Here is a 13,783-nt window from a genome sequence, read left to right as displayed (position 1 = left end):
AATTCTTAAATGTTTATTATTTAAAGAAATTGACAATTATTTCTTTAATTCTATTTTTATCCTCAATACTTAAATTTGATCCTGATGGCAAACATAACCCTTTTTCGAATAAATTTTCAGCAACTTTATCCCCATAATATGGATATTTTTCAAAAATTGGCTGTAGATGCATTGGCTTCCAAAGTGGGCGGGTTTCTATGTTTGCTTTTTCAAAAGTCAATCTTAAATCTTCTTTTGTTTTATTATTTCTAAAACTTGGCTCAATTAAAATGGTATTTAACCAATAATTTGAAAAATAATCTTCCGTCAAAACTTCGAAAAGCTCAGCATTATTCACTAATTGAAAAATATCTTTATAAAAAAAATGATTTTTTCGCCTCGCTTCAACATTCGCATCCAGGACTTTTATTTGCCCAAGTCCAATACCTGCACAGATATTACTCATTCTATAATTATATCCAATTTCACTATGCTCATAATGAACTGCATTATCTTTTGACTGGGTAGCGTAAAAAATTGCTTTTCTTTTTAAATCTTCATATTTTGAAATTAATGCTCCTCCACTTGAAGTTGTAATTATTTTATTTCCATTAAAAGACAGTATACCAAAATCACCGAAATTCCCGCATTTTTTTCCTTTATAATAACTTCCAAAAGCCTCAGCAGCATCTTCAATAATTGGAATGTTATATCGATCTGCAACGGCATGAATCTCATCAACCTTATACGGATTGCCATATAAATGAACAGCGATGATCGCCTTGGGCTTTTTACCTTTTTTAATCCTGTCTTTTATCGCTTTTTCCAGATATTCAGGACAAATATTCCAGGTTTCAATCTCGCTATCAACAAAAATAGGTTTTGCTCCTTGGTACAAAATTGGATTGGCTGAAGCGGAAAATGTCATAGTTTGACAAATAACTTCATCACCAGATTTAACTCCTAGTAAAATTAATGCTAAATGAATGGCTGATGTTCCAGAATTTAGTGCTGTTACAAATGATTCTTTATTATAATAATTTTGAATTTCATTTTCAAACTCATCCACATTTGGTCCGCCAGAAGTTATCCAATTTGTATCTAATGCCTTCTGAACATATTCTTGCTCAAAGCCACTTTGTTGAGATAATGATAAATAAATTCTTTTGTTATCCATTTATATTCCAATAGTCTGAAGGATAACGAACATCATCATTACGAACATCTGATAAAGGTAAAGTAGAAAATGACATTAATTTTGAGTTACTTTCTAAAGATTCCACAGCATTTGCATATCCTGCAGGAATATGAATTATTTTACTGTCAAATTCTGACATAAGAACCGTCTCGATAACTAGATCTTTTGAAGGATTTTCCCAATTATCAATTTTTACAAAATGAATTTTAAAAGATCCTGTAAGACAATAAAAAAATTTAGCATCTAATTTATGGCCTTGCCAAGCGCGAATCGGATTCTCGACAGAATTACTAATAATATAAAATCTTTCAATTTCTTCAAAACTAAAATCATTTACATAAGAAATTGTACCGCGATGATCAGAGAAATTTTCCCCTTGAATTATTTTCGGATTCATATGTTTAATTTTAAATTGCTCTTATTTAACAAATAAAATTTCAATGTATAAATCAAAAGTAAGGGTGCAATGATAATCATAAACAAAAATAGGTCTTCAATTTTCTGATATAAAAAAATAATTACAACGGAAATTACTAACTGGGCTAAGGCATAATAAAGAGAAACTAATCTATGCTGGATTTTGTATTCGTTACTTAAAACCTGATATAAATGCAAACGATGCGCTTCAAAAATATTTTGCTTCAAATATAATCTGTGCATAATTGTACAAACAGCATCTATTCCATATATAGCTAAAAACAGCAGCCAGATTAAAGAACTAGTTATTAAAATAAGTTTCAAAACTAAATAAATAATCCAAAAAGCAATTGCAATACTCCCAACGTCGCCAGCAAAACATTTTGCTTTTTTTCTATAATTAAAAAACAGAAAGACCAAACTTGCAATCATTCCATATATAATAAAAGAACCATCAGTAAACCATTGAATATTGGTATTGACATACAAAAGAGAACCCATTACTACTAAAGTATAAAGGCCTGTAATACCATTTATACCATCCATGAAATTGTAAGCATTGATTAATCCAATTGCAATAACATAAGTTATTAAAATTCCCCAAATGGGGACTAAATCAAACAATCCTAAATCATAAAAAATTAAGGTAATCGATAAAAAATGAATTGAAATTCTGATTTTATTTGACAAGCTTTGAATATCATCCCAAAAACTGACCAAACTAACTAAAGTAATTCCTGTAAAGAAAAAATAATTATTTTGGATATGCTGGACAAAATACATAAGAGAAGAAAACCAAAAAATGATTCCGCCCCCCCTTAATGTTATTTCTGTATGTGAACTTCTTAGATTGGGTTTATCTATAATATTGAAATGATCAGCCACTTTAAAGTAAAGTAACATTAATATCATTAAAAAAAATCCTAGTATTGTATATTCCATTATTTTACTTAATTCCTTGTATCCAATTATCTGGTTCACTTTTTGCAAACAAACAGGACAACCAACCTTTTAAAGACATTCGTTCATATAAATCCTCATTAACACCTACATAGTCAGTTTCAAAAAACTCTTTACTTAACACTATATCTTCACGATCTATGATAAGAATATTATTAGGGTTATAAAATTTATACTTTTGAATTTCGCTATTGGTAGTAATCATCTTTCTCCTAGCTCCTATAGTTTCAAAAGTACGCATTGTAAGACCTGTCTGTCCGGGGTGATTAATATCTAAAATAACTTTTGATTTTTGATACAGCTCGAACAAATCCTTTGTATTTAAACTTTCAAAACTCAATTTTTTATAATTAAATTCTTTAAACGTTGTATCAAACATCTTTTTATAAAAATAGACCAATCTTCCCTGCATATAATAATAACAGAATGATTTCAATTTATTTTGAGTGCACCAATTTGCAATATTATTGCTAATTCTATATCTGTCAGAATGGGCAGTTCCTAAAAAAAGTAAATCATTTTCTATATCTACATTTGAAAGTACATTGATCTTTTTATAAAAATCTAAATAAAAAAGTGGTCTAAATTCTAAACCATAAGTAATAGCATCGTTCGAATCAAATGAAAATTTTTTATGAAAATACTTTAAAATAGTTAGAGCATTTTTATTATTTGAAAAAGAATCCCACGTATAGAAAATACATTGGCAGTTGGGCTGCTTTTTTTGGAATTCCTGTAAAAAGAACTCAGGAATAACTTCCCCCTTATTAACAAATAAAAAATCATAGTTTTTATCTGCTATTGAAGATAAAATGTCATTATAATATTTATTTATTTTTACCTGTAGCAAACTTCTTTTTAGCCTGATAATTCCTTTGGTAAAGTTATTGTTTGAAGGTCGCTCATCATAGTAATCAACATCTGCTCCTAATTCTTCTATTTTTTTTTTTATTGCTTTTTCAAGGTTAAAAGTCTGAACAGAAAAAAATAATACTTTTTTATCTTTAAGTACTTCTTCAATTATCATTTTAAAAGACCTTTTTTCTTCATTTCTTCTAGTGATTTACTTAACTTATCTTCTTGAATCTCTTGTTCCAATACCCAAGAAGAAAATCGCTGAATTCCTTCCTTAAAGAAAACTTTAGGTTCAAACCCTAAACTATCTTTTATTTTGGTCAAATCAGCATAATTATGGCGAATATCTCCTAATCTAAATCTTCCAGTAATGGTTACTGGAACATCAATATCATAGGCTTTTATTAATGAATTTGCTACTTCAAGAACATCAGTTGCAACGCCAGTTCCTACATTAAAAACCTGTCCATTTGCTTCATCTTTCTCAATCCCAAGGATTGTCGCGTCAACAACATCATCTATAAATACAAAATCTCTGGTTTCTTTTCCATCTTCAAAAATTTGAATTGGATTATTATTTCTAATTTGCGTAGAAAAAATAGACAAAATACCTGTATAGGGATTTGATAATGATTGTCCCGGGCCATAAACATTTTGATATCTAAACCCTACTGGTGCAATTCCTATTGTTGGGCAAACAGTCATTATCATTTGTTCTTGATTTTGCTTGGTAATCCCATAAACAGAAGAAGGATGGATTTTAGAATCTTCATCTGTAGCTAACAATTCAAGTACTTCATCATCAGCAAAAGTAAGTTCAAAATTCCCTGCTAGCATGTCATCTTCTTTTCTATGCGTTGGATATACAACTCCAAGTTTTGGATGATTATACTTTCCTTCACCATAAATCGAACGAGAAGATGCAATAACAACTTTTTCAACTGAATTTTCGCTATTGGCTAGTATATCGAGCATTATAGCAGTACCCTGAATATTTACCTCAGTATATTTTTCGATACAATACATAGATTGCCCAGTTCCAGTCTCTGCAGCAAAATGGACCACTACATTTTGATTTTCCAAGGCTTTTGCCCAATGTTCTCTTGAGGTAACAGTGCCTTCAATGAAGGTAACTTTATCTTTTATACTTTTAAACAATGGAGAAGTAATTTCAGGATTTTCACCGTGTATTTGCTTTGAAAGATTATCCAAAACTGTAATTTTGTGTCCTTTTTCTATAAGTTTTAATGCCAGGTTACTTCCAATAAAACCAGCTCCTCCAGTAATTAATATGTTTTTCATAACTTATTTATAAATATTTTTCCCATTTCTGAGATTGAAAATTAAATTTTTTGATTGGCTTTGCAGGAATTCCCACTGCTATTACGAAATCAGGTAAGCTTTTAGTAACTACTGAATTTGCACCCACTATAGTTCCTTCACCGATTATTACTCCTGGTAAGACAGAAACTGACTCTCCTATCCAAACATTATTTTTAATGATTACAGGAGAAGAAAAAAGGGGTCGATCAGATGGGTTAATTTTTGGATTACTGTCATTACTATCACCAGAATAGCTCCCATGGGAACAATCTGAAATATAAATTTTACTTGCTAGTAATACATTATTACCAATAGAAACTTTTTCCATTGCTGTAATATGAACATAATCGTTTATCTGAACATTTTCTCCAATAAAAAGGACATTATTCGTATTAATTGGATATGCTTCTAATCTACAACCTACTCCCGTTGTAAAGCCCTTTTCTATAGAAATATATTTCTTACCTCTTACATCAAAGGGAAATCTTATCATTCGAGCTTCTTTAAATAGAAATTTAGTTCTAATTACATTAAAGCTCATGGTTATCAGTTGAAAAAGCGAGTATCTTTTAAATAAACTATTCATTATCGTTTAAGTAAATAAAATAGACAATACATTCTCACACTTATTTTTTTCATCAATGAATTGGTACTCTTTTGTCCTCCTGTGGATGCATTACTGAAGTGTCTTCTGTATTTGATTAGTGGCTCCTTAACAAGTTCAACACTGTAATAATATTCCGCCACTAAAGTCAACCAATAATCATAAGCACAAAGTTTTTGATTTTCAGGAAGTGGAAAAGCCTTTTTCAAAACCTCTCTTTTAAAAGCCATACAAGCACCAATATATCTTGTTTTTAAAAAATTATTTAAAAAACCTGATTTAACATTGAACAATTCAAAATGAGACTTGCTAACTAAATTAAGGCTATCGTCTACAATACTAGCGTCATGAACAGCTAAACTACTTTTTTCCAATGCTTTTAACATTATTGCTACTTTATTATCCAACCAAACATCATCTTGATCCGATATAAATATAATATCCCCTGTAGATTTTGAAATAGCATTTTCAAAGTTTTTAGAATATCCTTTCTCATTTTCATTTGTAAAAATCAAAATTCTATTATCATTATAATTCGATATTATCTCAAGGGTATTATCAGTAGAATTATCATCTGAAATGATTAATTCATCATGTATTCCAATTTGAGGAAGTATAGAATCTAATTGCATTTTAATATAGTTGGCACCATTATATACCGCCATGCAAACACTAATTTTCATAATAACACTTATTTTTCAATATTATATTCAAAATGAATACATTGATTTAAAATTCCTAAATAAATATCCCACGTATAAAATTACAATACACTACAAACAACTTAGTCTCATCAATACATGTTAAATAAATTGATTCGTCATCAATCAAATATTAATTAGATTTATCTGCATTCTCAAACATTCCGAGCAGCCACTCCCTTAACTGTAGATGAGAAATGTTTAATCTTCCATTTTGAGATTTATTAATAAATATCGGATCTATTTCAAATTCCGATTCCGTCATGGTAATTATAAATTTTTCATCAAAAAAGGATTCATTTACGATTCCTTTATTTGTTGTCAATAATTTATTATTAAGTGCTAAAGTTTCAATTGTTCTAATAGTTAAACCTTTTTGGTCTGGGATAGGAATATCAACTACACATTTAGCTCTTTTCATTAGACTAACAATTTCATCTCTTTTTAAAGTTTCAGTTTTAACAAACGAAATTGAAGAATCTTTTAACATTTTAATATAATCATTAAAGTCACGAATAAAAATTTTTTTGAAAAACGACTGAACTTTTCCTAACTTCCCTCTTTCTGACTCTGCATCGTAAGCCCAAATGAAAATTTTTAGATTGTGTTGCTTCGAAAATTCATCAATTTTTTTTAATATCGCCAAGCGATTACTTGATACATAACTGACTGAGCCAACATATAAAATATCTAAATCTTTTTTAACTGAAATATCTGACTCATACTCTTCCGTATAAAACAAAGGCAAATATTCAATTTTGTTATGTTGTTGAGCATCTTCAGGATCAAATGAAAATACAACATCAAAATAATTGATAACATTTAAATAATTCCACGTCTTAAATGAATCCCAAAAATAAATAATAGTTTTAATTTGAGGATTAAGATTACGTATACCCTCTATTAGCTCAGTTGTAACTGAAAAACCCCCAATACAAAATAAGTAATCAAACTTCTCATCTTTAATTTTTGAAAGAATAAAGTCTTTGTACTTTCTTTTACTAATTGGAATAAAGAGTTTTCTTAACTGACCTACGAAATCTAATGGCAGAACATTTGATGTACCATGAAACTTGTTAGGTACAAAAACTACCTCTGCACCCTCTTTTTGTAAAGCATTTAATATTTTGACATGATAGTCATAAAATACTTGTCCTAAAAAAAGTATTCGTTTACCTTTTAAATCTATTTTTTGCATTTAGTTTGTATCTAAAAATTGACCGTTCTTATCTGTTTTTTTCCACTGATGTGTTTCAAAACAATAACGTTTAATTATAGAAGCGGGGCTTCCAACTGCTACGCAATAATCAGGGATATTTTTTGTTACCGTGGAATTAGCACCAATAACACTATTTTTACCAATACTTGCCCCAATAATGCAAGCATTCTCCCCAATCCATACTCCATCGTCTATAAGAACTTTGCTCAGTTGTTTAATTCCTTGTTTAAGAATGGGGGTATTAATATCTTCATAACAATGTAGGTTATCAGAAATGTATACTTTATCAGCAGTTAAAACATTTTTCCCAAATACAATACTATTTGTAGCATATATATGATTAAAATTCCCCAAGGCACAACCATCGCCAATAATTAATTCTACTTCTGAGTTAGGAAATATCGGAACAGCTGCCAGCCAACTTTTATAAGCAATATAAACTTTATTGCCAATAATTATATTTTTTGGGCCTTGAATAAGAAGTGTAGATTTAATTACCGATAAACTACCTATTGATTTAAATATTAATTTATAAAAAAAAAGAATTTTAAAGAGTGCTAATAATCTTGTTATTTTAATCATTTGAATTAATTTACTATTTAGGGGAAGATTGTTCTGTCTTCCTCTGTAACATAAAATGAAGAGCAAATAAAAAGTATAAAAAAAGAACTCAATATAAGTGGTTCTGAAGCTAATAGTATCAAAAACATTCCGAAAATCATTTTCCGATTAAAAGGAATAATCTGTTGTCTATAAAGTCCAAAGAGAATCAATAATGTTATTGGTATTCCAAATGAAGCAAACGTGCTTAGTATTGAATTTGTTGATGGTTTACCTTCTTCTAAATCGCTTTCAGAAAATCTCGGATATTTTGTTTGTTCTAGATTATATCTTAATGATGATAAACCCACTCCAAATAGAGGATTATTATAAGTAATATCTAAAGCTATAAGAGAATCATAGTATCTCATAACATATGACTTCTCTCCCGACCCTGTTTTCTTTTCTTGAAGATTATGGATAAAAATTGGCATTATTAAAAGTATAGAAACCAAGCTTAATGCCACTTTTTTAACAGAAATTTTACCTTTAAAGAAATAAAAAACAAATTGAATAACCATCAATCCTAATCCCGTCGTTGAAAATGTCGTTAAAATAAGAAAACAAATAAGCGGAATAAGATATCCCTTCAGTTTCTGGATATTTTCCCTAAATAATAAAATAAACAGATAAATATTTAGTATAAATCCAAGTACTCCTGGCTCCCAAAAAAAACTTTGATTGCGATATATATCTATCCCTGCAACATTTACATTAGCCATATAAAAAAAAACATATCCTAGTGTAGATGTTTGAAAACCTTCAGAAGAACTAACAAATATAAAAAGAGGACTCAATAAGAAACCAAAAACAAAATTTAAAGTCGCATGTATGACAACTAATTTAAGAAGCCACTCTAAATCTTTATAAGTAACCTCTTTAACGTTATACAAAGCAAGCATTGATAAATTTACTGCCAAAACCCTTAAAATATATTTTGGATATTCAACATAAGCAAAGCTAAATCCAGTAATAACCCAATTAAATATTAGAAGACTAGTAACTACAGACAAGGAAATAGTAAAGTTTCTTAATATTTTTTTATTATATTTTTTTTGTAAAACAAGTGATACAATTGCAAAAAAAAGCATTGTTACTATTACAAATTCACCTCCAAATAAAAACATATATATGGAACCAAAACTGATAAGAAACAAAAGGAGTAATATTGAATTTATTTTTTGTATCACTTTTCTTTAATTACTTAGAATATTCAACATTTTTTAATGACTTTTTACCAAGAACAAAAAAATAAACTAGATAACTTATTGATATTGAAGAATAAAACAAAACGTTTACATAAGAATAATTTAATAATGATCCTATTTTATTAAAATAGATGAAGCAATATGCAGATAAAGACAATGCTACACTAATCAAATAAATCATTATTAAAGCTTTGTAATGTAATTTGGCATTAATTACAAAACTAATTGGATCGATTAAAGTGAAAAATAATAACCCAAAAAACACAATGTGTACATATTTCACACCTGTATTATGTACAGGTAATATTAAATTTATTATCCAAGGCATTATATAAAATGTCCCAAAAGTCATTGCCAAAAGATATATTATAAGCTCAAGGTAATAGATCTTAAAAATTCCATAAAAAGTTTGTCCTTTATTAGTTGGATTACTTAAAACCTTCATGAAAATAGGAAAATTAAATGTCCCCAAAGCGCTAGGAATTATTGTAAATAGACCAACGTAGACAAAAACAAGGTAATACTCTCCTAAAGCTTTAACTCCCAAATCAAATCCTATGACCCACCTTTCAACCTGTAGATTTATATAGTGTAGTATCCCTGTAAGAAAGGGAATAAAGCCTAGTTTAATTGTCAACCTTAAATAAACCAAATTCTGTAATTTGAAACGAAATCCAAAATCTTTATTCGATAAATAAGATAACACGATAAAAAAAATAGGCTGTAGAGCGATCAATGTGACAGCTCCAATTAAGGGGTTTATGTATAAAAGAGGCGTTGCAATAAAAGATAATGCTAAGCTAATTAACATTATTACACTTAATTTTGTTGTTCTCCCTAAAGCAATATGCATATTAGAAATCCAATTATTCCATATTGCTAATAAACCTATTAGAAAACCTCCAATCCAAAACCAATTTAAAGGAATAAAAATATTAGATATAAGCAAAACTATTATTGCCACAACAAACACGACTGCAAAATAGGTAACTACTGCATCATTTACTTTACGATGTCTATTAATTGAGAAAGAAATAAGTCGATAACCACCATATATTACTCCAATCTGCAGAAAATTCACAAGCATTATCATAGACTGAAATAATGCAATATAACCCAATTGCTCCTTATCTAAAAAATCCATAAAGAGATAACTTTTTAAAAAAGTAACAGCTGAATTGAGAAGAGTAATTCCTAAGAAACCATAACGTTCAAAATATTCTTTCATTTTAAACTATTTCTTTTTCAATAGCTCTTCTAATATCTCCTTTATTTTTATCGCTATAAAGCTCTGCGTGCGGCCAAGGATTTCCAACATTTTGAATTGCTATTAATTTTGCAAGATTTTCTTCCAATTTTTCACTCTTTTTGTATGCAACTTTATTTCGTAACAAATCATAAATCTCCTCAAATGTTGAGCAATAATTAACCCCATCAAATATATCAAAATATATTTTGCCTAATACAATTACTTCTTTACCAAGAATCGTTGCTTCAAAACCAGCTGTACTTACTAGAGTAATTACAGTTTTTGATCTTAAAATAACTTCCTTCGAAGATACTTCAGCTTTAACACATCTTAAATTCGGAAATCGTTTTTTTAGATTTTTCCATCTCTTTTCTGCCAAATATCCAGCTTGTGCAGGATGTTCTTTTACTAAAAGCAATTGATTCTCTGGTAAGCATTTTAAAAGATTTTCTATCAATGCAAATTGATTATCGTAATAAGCAGACATATAAAATAATGTTGCTTCAGGTTCAAAATGTAACGGATAAAACACACATACATCAGAATCTTTTAAATCTTCTAATTTATCGTATCTATTGCCTCTAATGATGTAATTAAAATAATGTTTTATTTCATTAACATAGTAGCCTATTGCATTCCCGTAACTAATTTGTTTAATTACTTTATTACGGACTCCAAAATAAATCTTTATACTATATAGTAAATGTTTGACTAATTCAATTAATCGTGCTAAATCTTTTCCTAGTTTATATTCTATAATAAAAGGATTATCAATTGGTCCAGTATTAACTTTATCAATATAAGCTCTAGCATCAACATAATCTTGCTCGCTAGGAATTATGGAATCAATTTTTTCTGGCATTGAACTATGAAAAGGAGTCACATGCCAATAAAAAGATTTCTTTACTGGAAAAGCACCAAAAGCTAAATATCTTATTCCTCGTTTTCTAGCTTCAATATACATTATTTCAGAAATCTCGAGAGCAACAACTTCATTAACAATAAAACTAGGTTTATATGTATCATAAATATCTGTCCAAAACGTAACACACTTTTTAATAATCGATAGTCTTTCATCTATAGAATGATTAACGATATATCTATCAGAACCTATTGAATAATCTAAATATGGAAATTGAATATCTGCTTCTTTCAACTCCTCATACATTTCTTCGAAGCAAGCAACTACGGTACCACCTCGATCTTCTACATTTTTTTTCTCTTTTTTATTTAACGTCACGTGTATTGAATCATAAACATCAGAAGTTAAAACAGGGAAAAACTGCGATTGATAATCACGTGAAAAAAATAATACTATTGGTTTCTTGTTCATTTCTATTTATTAAAATGTGTTCTAAAAGTCTTATACAAACCCTTTTCCTATTAATATATATTCATCTTTAACATCTGTGGAATGATATGTAGGAGTGATAATGAAATCTGAAAATTCTTCAACCTGTTCCAATGTATCCACAACATTATTATCCGGAAGTAAATAATTACTGTTTAATTCCCATTCCCAATTATCATTTCGTGACCACATTTTTTTATTTCTGTGCTGATCCATCAAATAATTAAAACTATTTAATGAAATCCCGATCCATTCAAGAAATTTATTTAAATTTTCTGGAATCTTCGTTGCATATTTCTTTACCATTTCCAAGCCTTGTTCTCTGGTCATTCTTCTTAACCTAATTTCTCTGGAAACATGATCGGTTACTTTTCCATATCCATGTTTTAAAAATTTGATGTAATCATGAACGTCAGAATAGTTGTAACAATCCACATCATTATAGGAATCAAATGTTCTTGTTTGCTCTTTACTTTCGTAATTATAACGTTTAATCATTTCTTCATGCTGCGCTTTAGTATCCCAACGAATATAATTATTAAGATAAATCCCTCTAACACCTATCCTTTCAATTTCTTTGTCATCAGGATATTTATATTGAACAATATCTTGCTCCGTAATGCCATCAAATTCGCCAATAAAATCCTCTGCCTCAATCCCCATCAAATCATGTTCTTTCCTGTATTTACGAGTCATTTCTACTTCATCAAGATGAGAGAACATCCCAACTTGATCTACACCTTGATGAACACCCCAAATAATAAGAGGAATTTTAAATTTTACGGCAACCTGAACAGGATAAACAGTTTGTCCTGCTAAGCAATGCCAATAAATACTTCCCATTTTTCGAATACTTGCTCTAGTTATTTTTTTAACAGATTCTGGATTAACTGTCAGAGTCATGATATCACAATCAAACTGCATACGAAGTTTTGCTAAGTTTCTAACTCCTGTATCGGTATTATAATGTTTATTATATGTAACCAGAAGGGGATTCATTCCTAAAACATTTTTAACTGTATGTACAATAAAAAATGAATCACGAGCTCCGCTTACTGGTATTATACAATCATAATTATTCTCTGAAGTATTTTTATAAGTAGTAAGAATGCTTTTGAGCTTGTTTAAACGCTCATTCCAATCTAATTCATCTTTCTCCTCATGCACAACACATCCGCTGCATACACCATCTTCATTAAATATAATATTTAAAGGATGATTCTCGGGATATAGACAACGCGTACAATATCTCATATAATTTCTTTTTCTATTCTAATAAATAACATATTTTCTAAAACCTCATCTGTTTTTTTATTAAGACGCATATTCTCATCATAACTGGAGTCATTATAGTCTGCAAATGTCTCTAATCTAATATCTACATCTTTTTTGACAATGGATTTTGTAATATTTACACTATGTTCTGTAAAATGAAAAAAATTGGCAGCAGAGGCAGCAGAAACATTTGTCTCATCAAAAACCTTAATAAAATCTTTTGCATTTTTAGCACCTCCACAACAAATTACCGGAACAGTAACAACATTACAAACTGAATTAATTAGATTAACATCATATCCTAAATAAGAGCCATCACGATCAACAGAATTAATTAATATTTCTCCTGCCCCTAAACTTTGAAATTCAGCAGCAATTTTATTAACTGGTATATCAAGTATCTTATTATTTATATAATCAAATACTTTATATTCTCCGTTTTCTTTTACAGCATCTATTGATACGACGACACATTGATCTCCAAATATATGTGCAGCTTTAGAAATAAGATCTTTATTTGTTAATGCGGCATAATTAAGTGCGATCTTATCTGCTCCACAATGCATGAGTTCTTTCATTTGATCCACATTTTTAATTCCGCCTCCAACTGTTAACGGAACGTGAGATTTTAAAGCTGCATTTTTTATCATTTCGTAATCAGGCTCCAAGTTATTTTTTGTTGCCGAAATATCTAATAATATAATCTCATCGATGCCCCATTGATTTAAAAACTCAATAGCAATAGCAGGTTTACCTACAGGCAAAAACTTTTTAAAACCGATACTTTGAACTACAATTCCATCTTTTACGATCAAACTTGCAGCAATTCTTTTTTTTAGCACTA

General features: G+C 29.2%; 14 protein-coding genes. All 14 read right to left on the bottom strand.

The genetic code is table 11. From position 1 onward, the window contains the following. Positions 1-16: 16 nt before the first annotated feature. Positions 17-1,156, bottom strand: coding sequence for a DegT/DnrJ/EryC1/StrS family aminotransferase (locus AC6CH4_RS08605; RefSeq protein ID WP_498102035.1), 1,140 nt, complete (start codon positions 1,154-1,156; stop codon positions 17-19). Beyond that, a complete protein-coding gene (locus AC6CH4_RS08600) occupies positions 1,149-1,574 on the bottom strand; it encodes a WxcM-like domain-containing protein (RefSeq protein WP_498102033.1) in 426 nt (141 codons plus the stop codon). Before AC6CH4_RS08600 ends, AC6CH4_RS08605 begins: the two co-directional genes overlap by 8 nt. Next, the gene (locus AC6CH4_RS08595) at positions 1,571-2,536 is read right to left on the bottom strand and encodes an MraY family glycosyltransferase (protein ID WP_498102031.1); all 966 of its coding nucleotides are present in this window, start codon (positions 2,534-2,536) and stop codon (positions 1,571-1,573) included. Before AC6CH4_RS08595 ends, AC6CH4_RS08600 begins: the two co-directional genes overlap by 4 nt. Before the next feature lie 4 nt (positions 2,537-2,540). Then, on the bottom strand, positions 2,541-3,581 hold the full coding sequence (locus AC6CH4_RS08590; RefSeq protein ID WP_498102029.1) for a WaaS/CpsH family glycosyltransferase: 1,041 nt from the start codon (positions 3,579-3,581) through the stop codon (positions 2,541-2,543). After that, entirely contained in the window at positions 3,578-4,711 is a 1,134-nt protein-coding gene (locus AC6CH4_RS08585) for an NAD-dependent epimerase/dehydratase family protein (RefSeq protein WP_498102027.1), read from the bottom strand. The genes AC6CH4_RS08590 and AC6CH4_RS08585 overlap by 4 nt, the downstream gene beginning before the upstream one ends. 7 nt (positions 4,712-4,718) lie before the next feature. Continuing rightward, entirely contained in the window at positions 4,719-5,273 is a 555-nt protein-coding gene (locus AC6CH4_RS08580) for an LbetaH domain-containing protein (RefSeq protein ID WP_498102025.1), read from the bottom strand. A 44-nt stretch (positions 5,274-5,317) separates the two neighbouring features. Continuing rightward, the gene (locus AC6CH4_RS08575) at positions 5,318-6,019 is read right to left on the bottom strand and encodes a glycosyltransferase family 2 protein (RefSeq protein ID WP_498102023.1); all 702 of its coding nucleotides are present in this window, start codon (positions 6,017-6,019) and stop codon (positions 5,318-5,320) included. Between the two features lie 151 nt (positions 6,020-6,170). Then, the gene (locus AC6CH4_RS08570) at positions 6,171-7,235 is read right to left on the bottom strand and encodes a WaaS/CpsH family glycosyltransferase (protein WP_498102021.1); all 1,065 of its coding nucleotides are present in this window, start codon (positions 7,233-7,235) and stop codon (positions 6,171-6,173) included. Next, a complete protein-coding gene (locus AC6CH4_RS08565; protein WP_498102019.1) occupies positions 7,236-7,838 on the bottom strand; it encodes an acyltransferase in 603 nt (200 codons plus the stop codon). A 17-nt stretch (positions 7,839-7,855) separates the two neighbouring features. Next, positions 7,856-8,983, bottom strand: coding sequence for a hypothetical protein (locus AC6CH4_RS08560; protein WP_498102017.1), 1,128 nt, complete (start codon positions 8,981-8,983; stop codon positions 7,856-7,858). A 73-nt stretch (positions 8,984-9,056) separates the two neighbouring features. Beyond that, positions 9,057-10,292, bottom strand: coding sequence for a polysaccharide biosynthesis protein (locus AC6CH4_RS08555; protein ID WP_498102015.1), 1,236 nt, complete (start codon positions 10,290-10,292; stop codon positions 9,057-9,059). Between the two features lies 1 nt (position 10,293). Continuing rightward, positions 10,294-11,646, bottom strand: a complete 1,353-nt coding sequence (locus tag AC6CH4_RS08550; RefSeq protein WP_498102013.1) for a capsular polysaccharide export protein, LipB/KpsS family — start codon at positions 11,644-11,646, stop codon at positions 10,294-10,296. Positions 11,647-11,676: 30 nt separating this feature from the next. Further along, positions 11,677-12,918: an N-acetyl sugar amidotransferase gene (locus tag AC6CH4_RS08545; protein ID WP_498102011.1), complete on the bottom strand. Its 1,242-nt coding sequence runs from the start codon at positions 12,916-12,918 to the stop codon at positions 11,677-11,679. Beyond that, positions 12,915-13,781 (bottom strand): imidazole glycerol phosphate synthase subunit HisF, encoded by an 867-nt coding sequence (gene hisF, locus AC6CH4_RS08540; protein WP_498102009.1) that lies wholly within the window; start codon positions 13,779-13,781, stop codon positions 12,915-12,917. Before hisF ends, AC6CH4_RS08545 begins: the two co-directional genes overlap by 4 nt. Between the last annotated feature and the right edge of the window lie 2 nt (positions 13,782-13,783).

Source organism: Flavobacterium sp. GQ95 (assembly GCF_059758655.1).
This window is presented reverse-complemented; position numbering and strand designations above follow the sequence as displayed.

What these genes read in the sequence shown, in the direction of transcription:
- AC6CH4_RS08605 (WP_498102035.1), bottom strand. Translation starts at nt 1,156, where the DNA reads ATGGATAACAAAAGAATTTATTTATCATTATCTCAACAAAGTGGCTTT.
- AC6CH4_RS08600 (WP_498102033.1), bottom strand. Translation starts at nt 1,574, where the DNA reads ATGAATCCGAAAATAATTCAAGGGGAAAATTTCTCTGATCATCGCGGT.
- AC6CH4_RS08595 (WP_498102031.1), bottom strand. Translation starts at nt 2,536, where the DNA reads ATGGAATATACAATACTAGGATTTTTTTTAATGATATTAATGTTACTT.
- AC6CH4_RS08590 (WP_498102029.1), bottom strand. Translation starts at nt 3,581, where the DNA reads ATGATAATTGAAGAAGTACTTAAAGATAAAAAAGTATTATTTTTTTCT.
- AC6CH4_RS08585 (WP_498102027.1), bottom strand. Translation starts at nt 4,711, where the DNA reads ATGAAAAACATATTAATTACTGGAGGAGCTGGTTTTATTGGAAGTAAC.
- AC6CH4_RS08580 (WP_498102025.1), bottom strand. Translation starts at nt 5,273, where the DNA reads ATGAGCTTTAATGTAATTAGAACTAAATTTCTATTTAAAGAAGCTCGA.
- AC6CH4_RS08575 (WP_498102023.1), bottom strand. Translation starts at nt 6,019, where the DNA reads ATGAAAATTAGTGTTTGCATGGCGGTATATAATGGTGCCAACTATATT.
- AC6CH4_RS08570 (WP_498102021.1), bottom strand. Translation starts at nt 7,235, where the DNA reads ATGCAAAAAATAGATTTAAAAGGTAAACGAATACTTTTTTTAGGACAA.
- AC6CH4_RS08565 (WP_498102019.1), bottom strand. Translation starts at nt 7,838, where the DNA reads ATGATTAAAATAACAAGATTATTAGCACTCTTTAAAATTCTTTTTTTT.
- AC6CH4_RS08560 (WP_498102017.1), bottom strand. Translation starts at nt 8,983, where the DNA reads ATGTTTTTATTTGGAGGTGAATTTGTAATAGTAACAATGCTTTTTTTT.
- AC6CH4_RS08555 (WP_498102015.1), bottom strand. Translation starts at nt 10,292, where the DNA reads ATGAAAGAATATTTTGAACGTTATGGTTTCTTAGGAATTACTCTTCTC.
- AC6CH4_RS08550 (WP_498102013.1), bottom strand. Translation starts at nt 11,646, where the DNA reads ATGAACAAGAAACCAATAGTATTATTTTTTTCACGTGATTATCAATCG.
- AC6CH4_RS08545 (WP_498102011.1), bottom strand. Translation starts at nt 12,918, where the DNA reads ATGAGATATTGTACGCGTTGTCTATATCCCGAGAATCATCCTTTAAAT.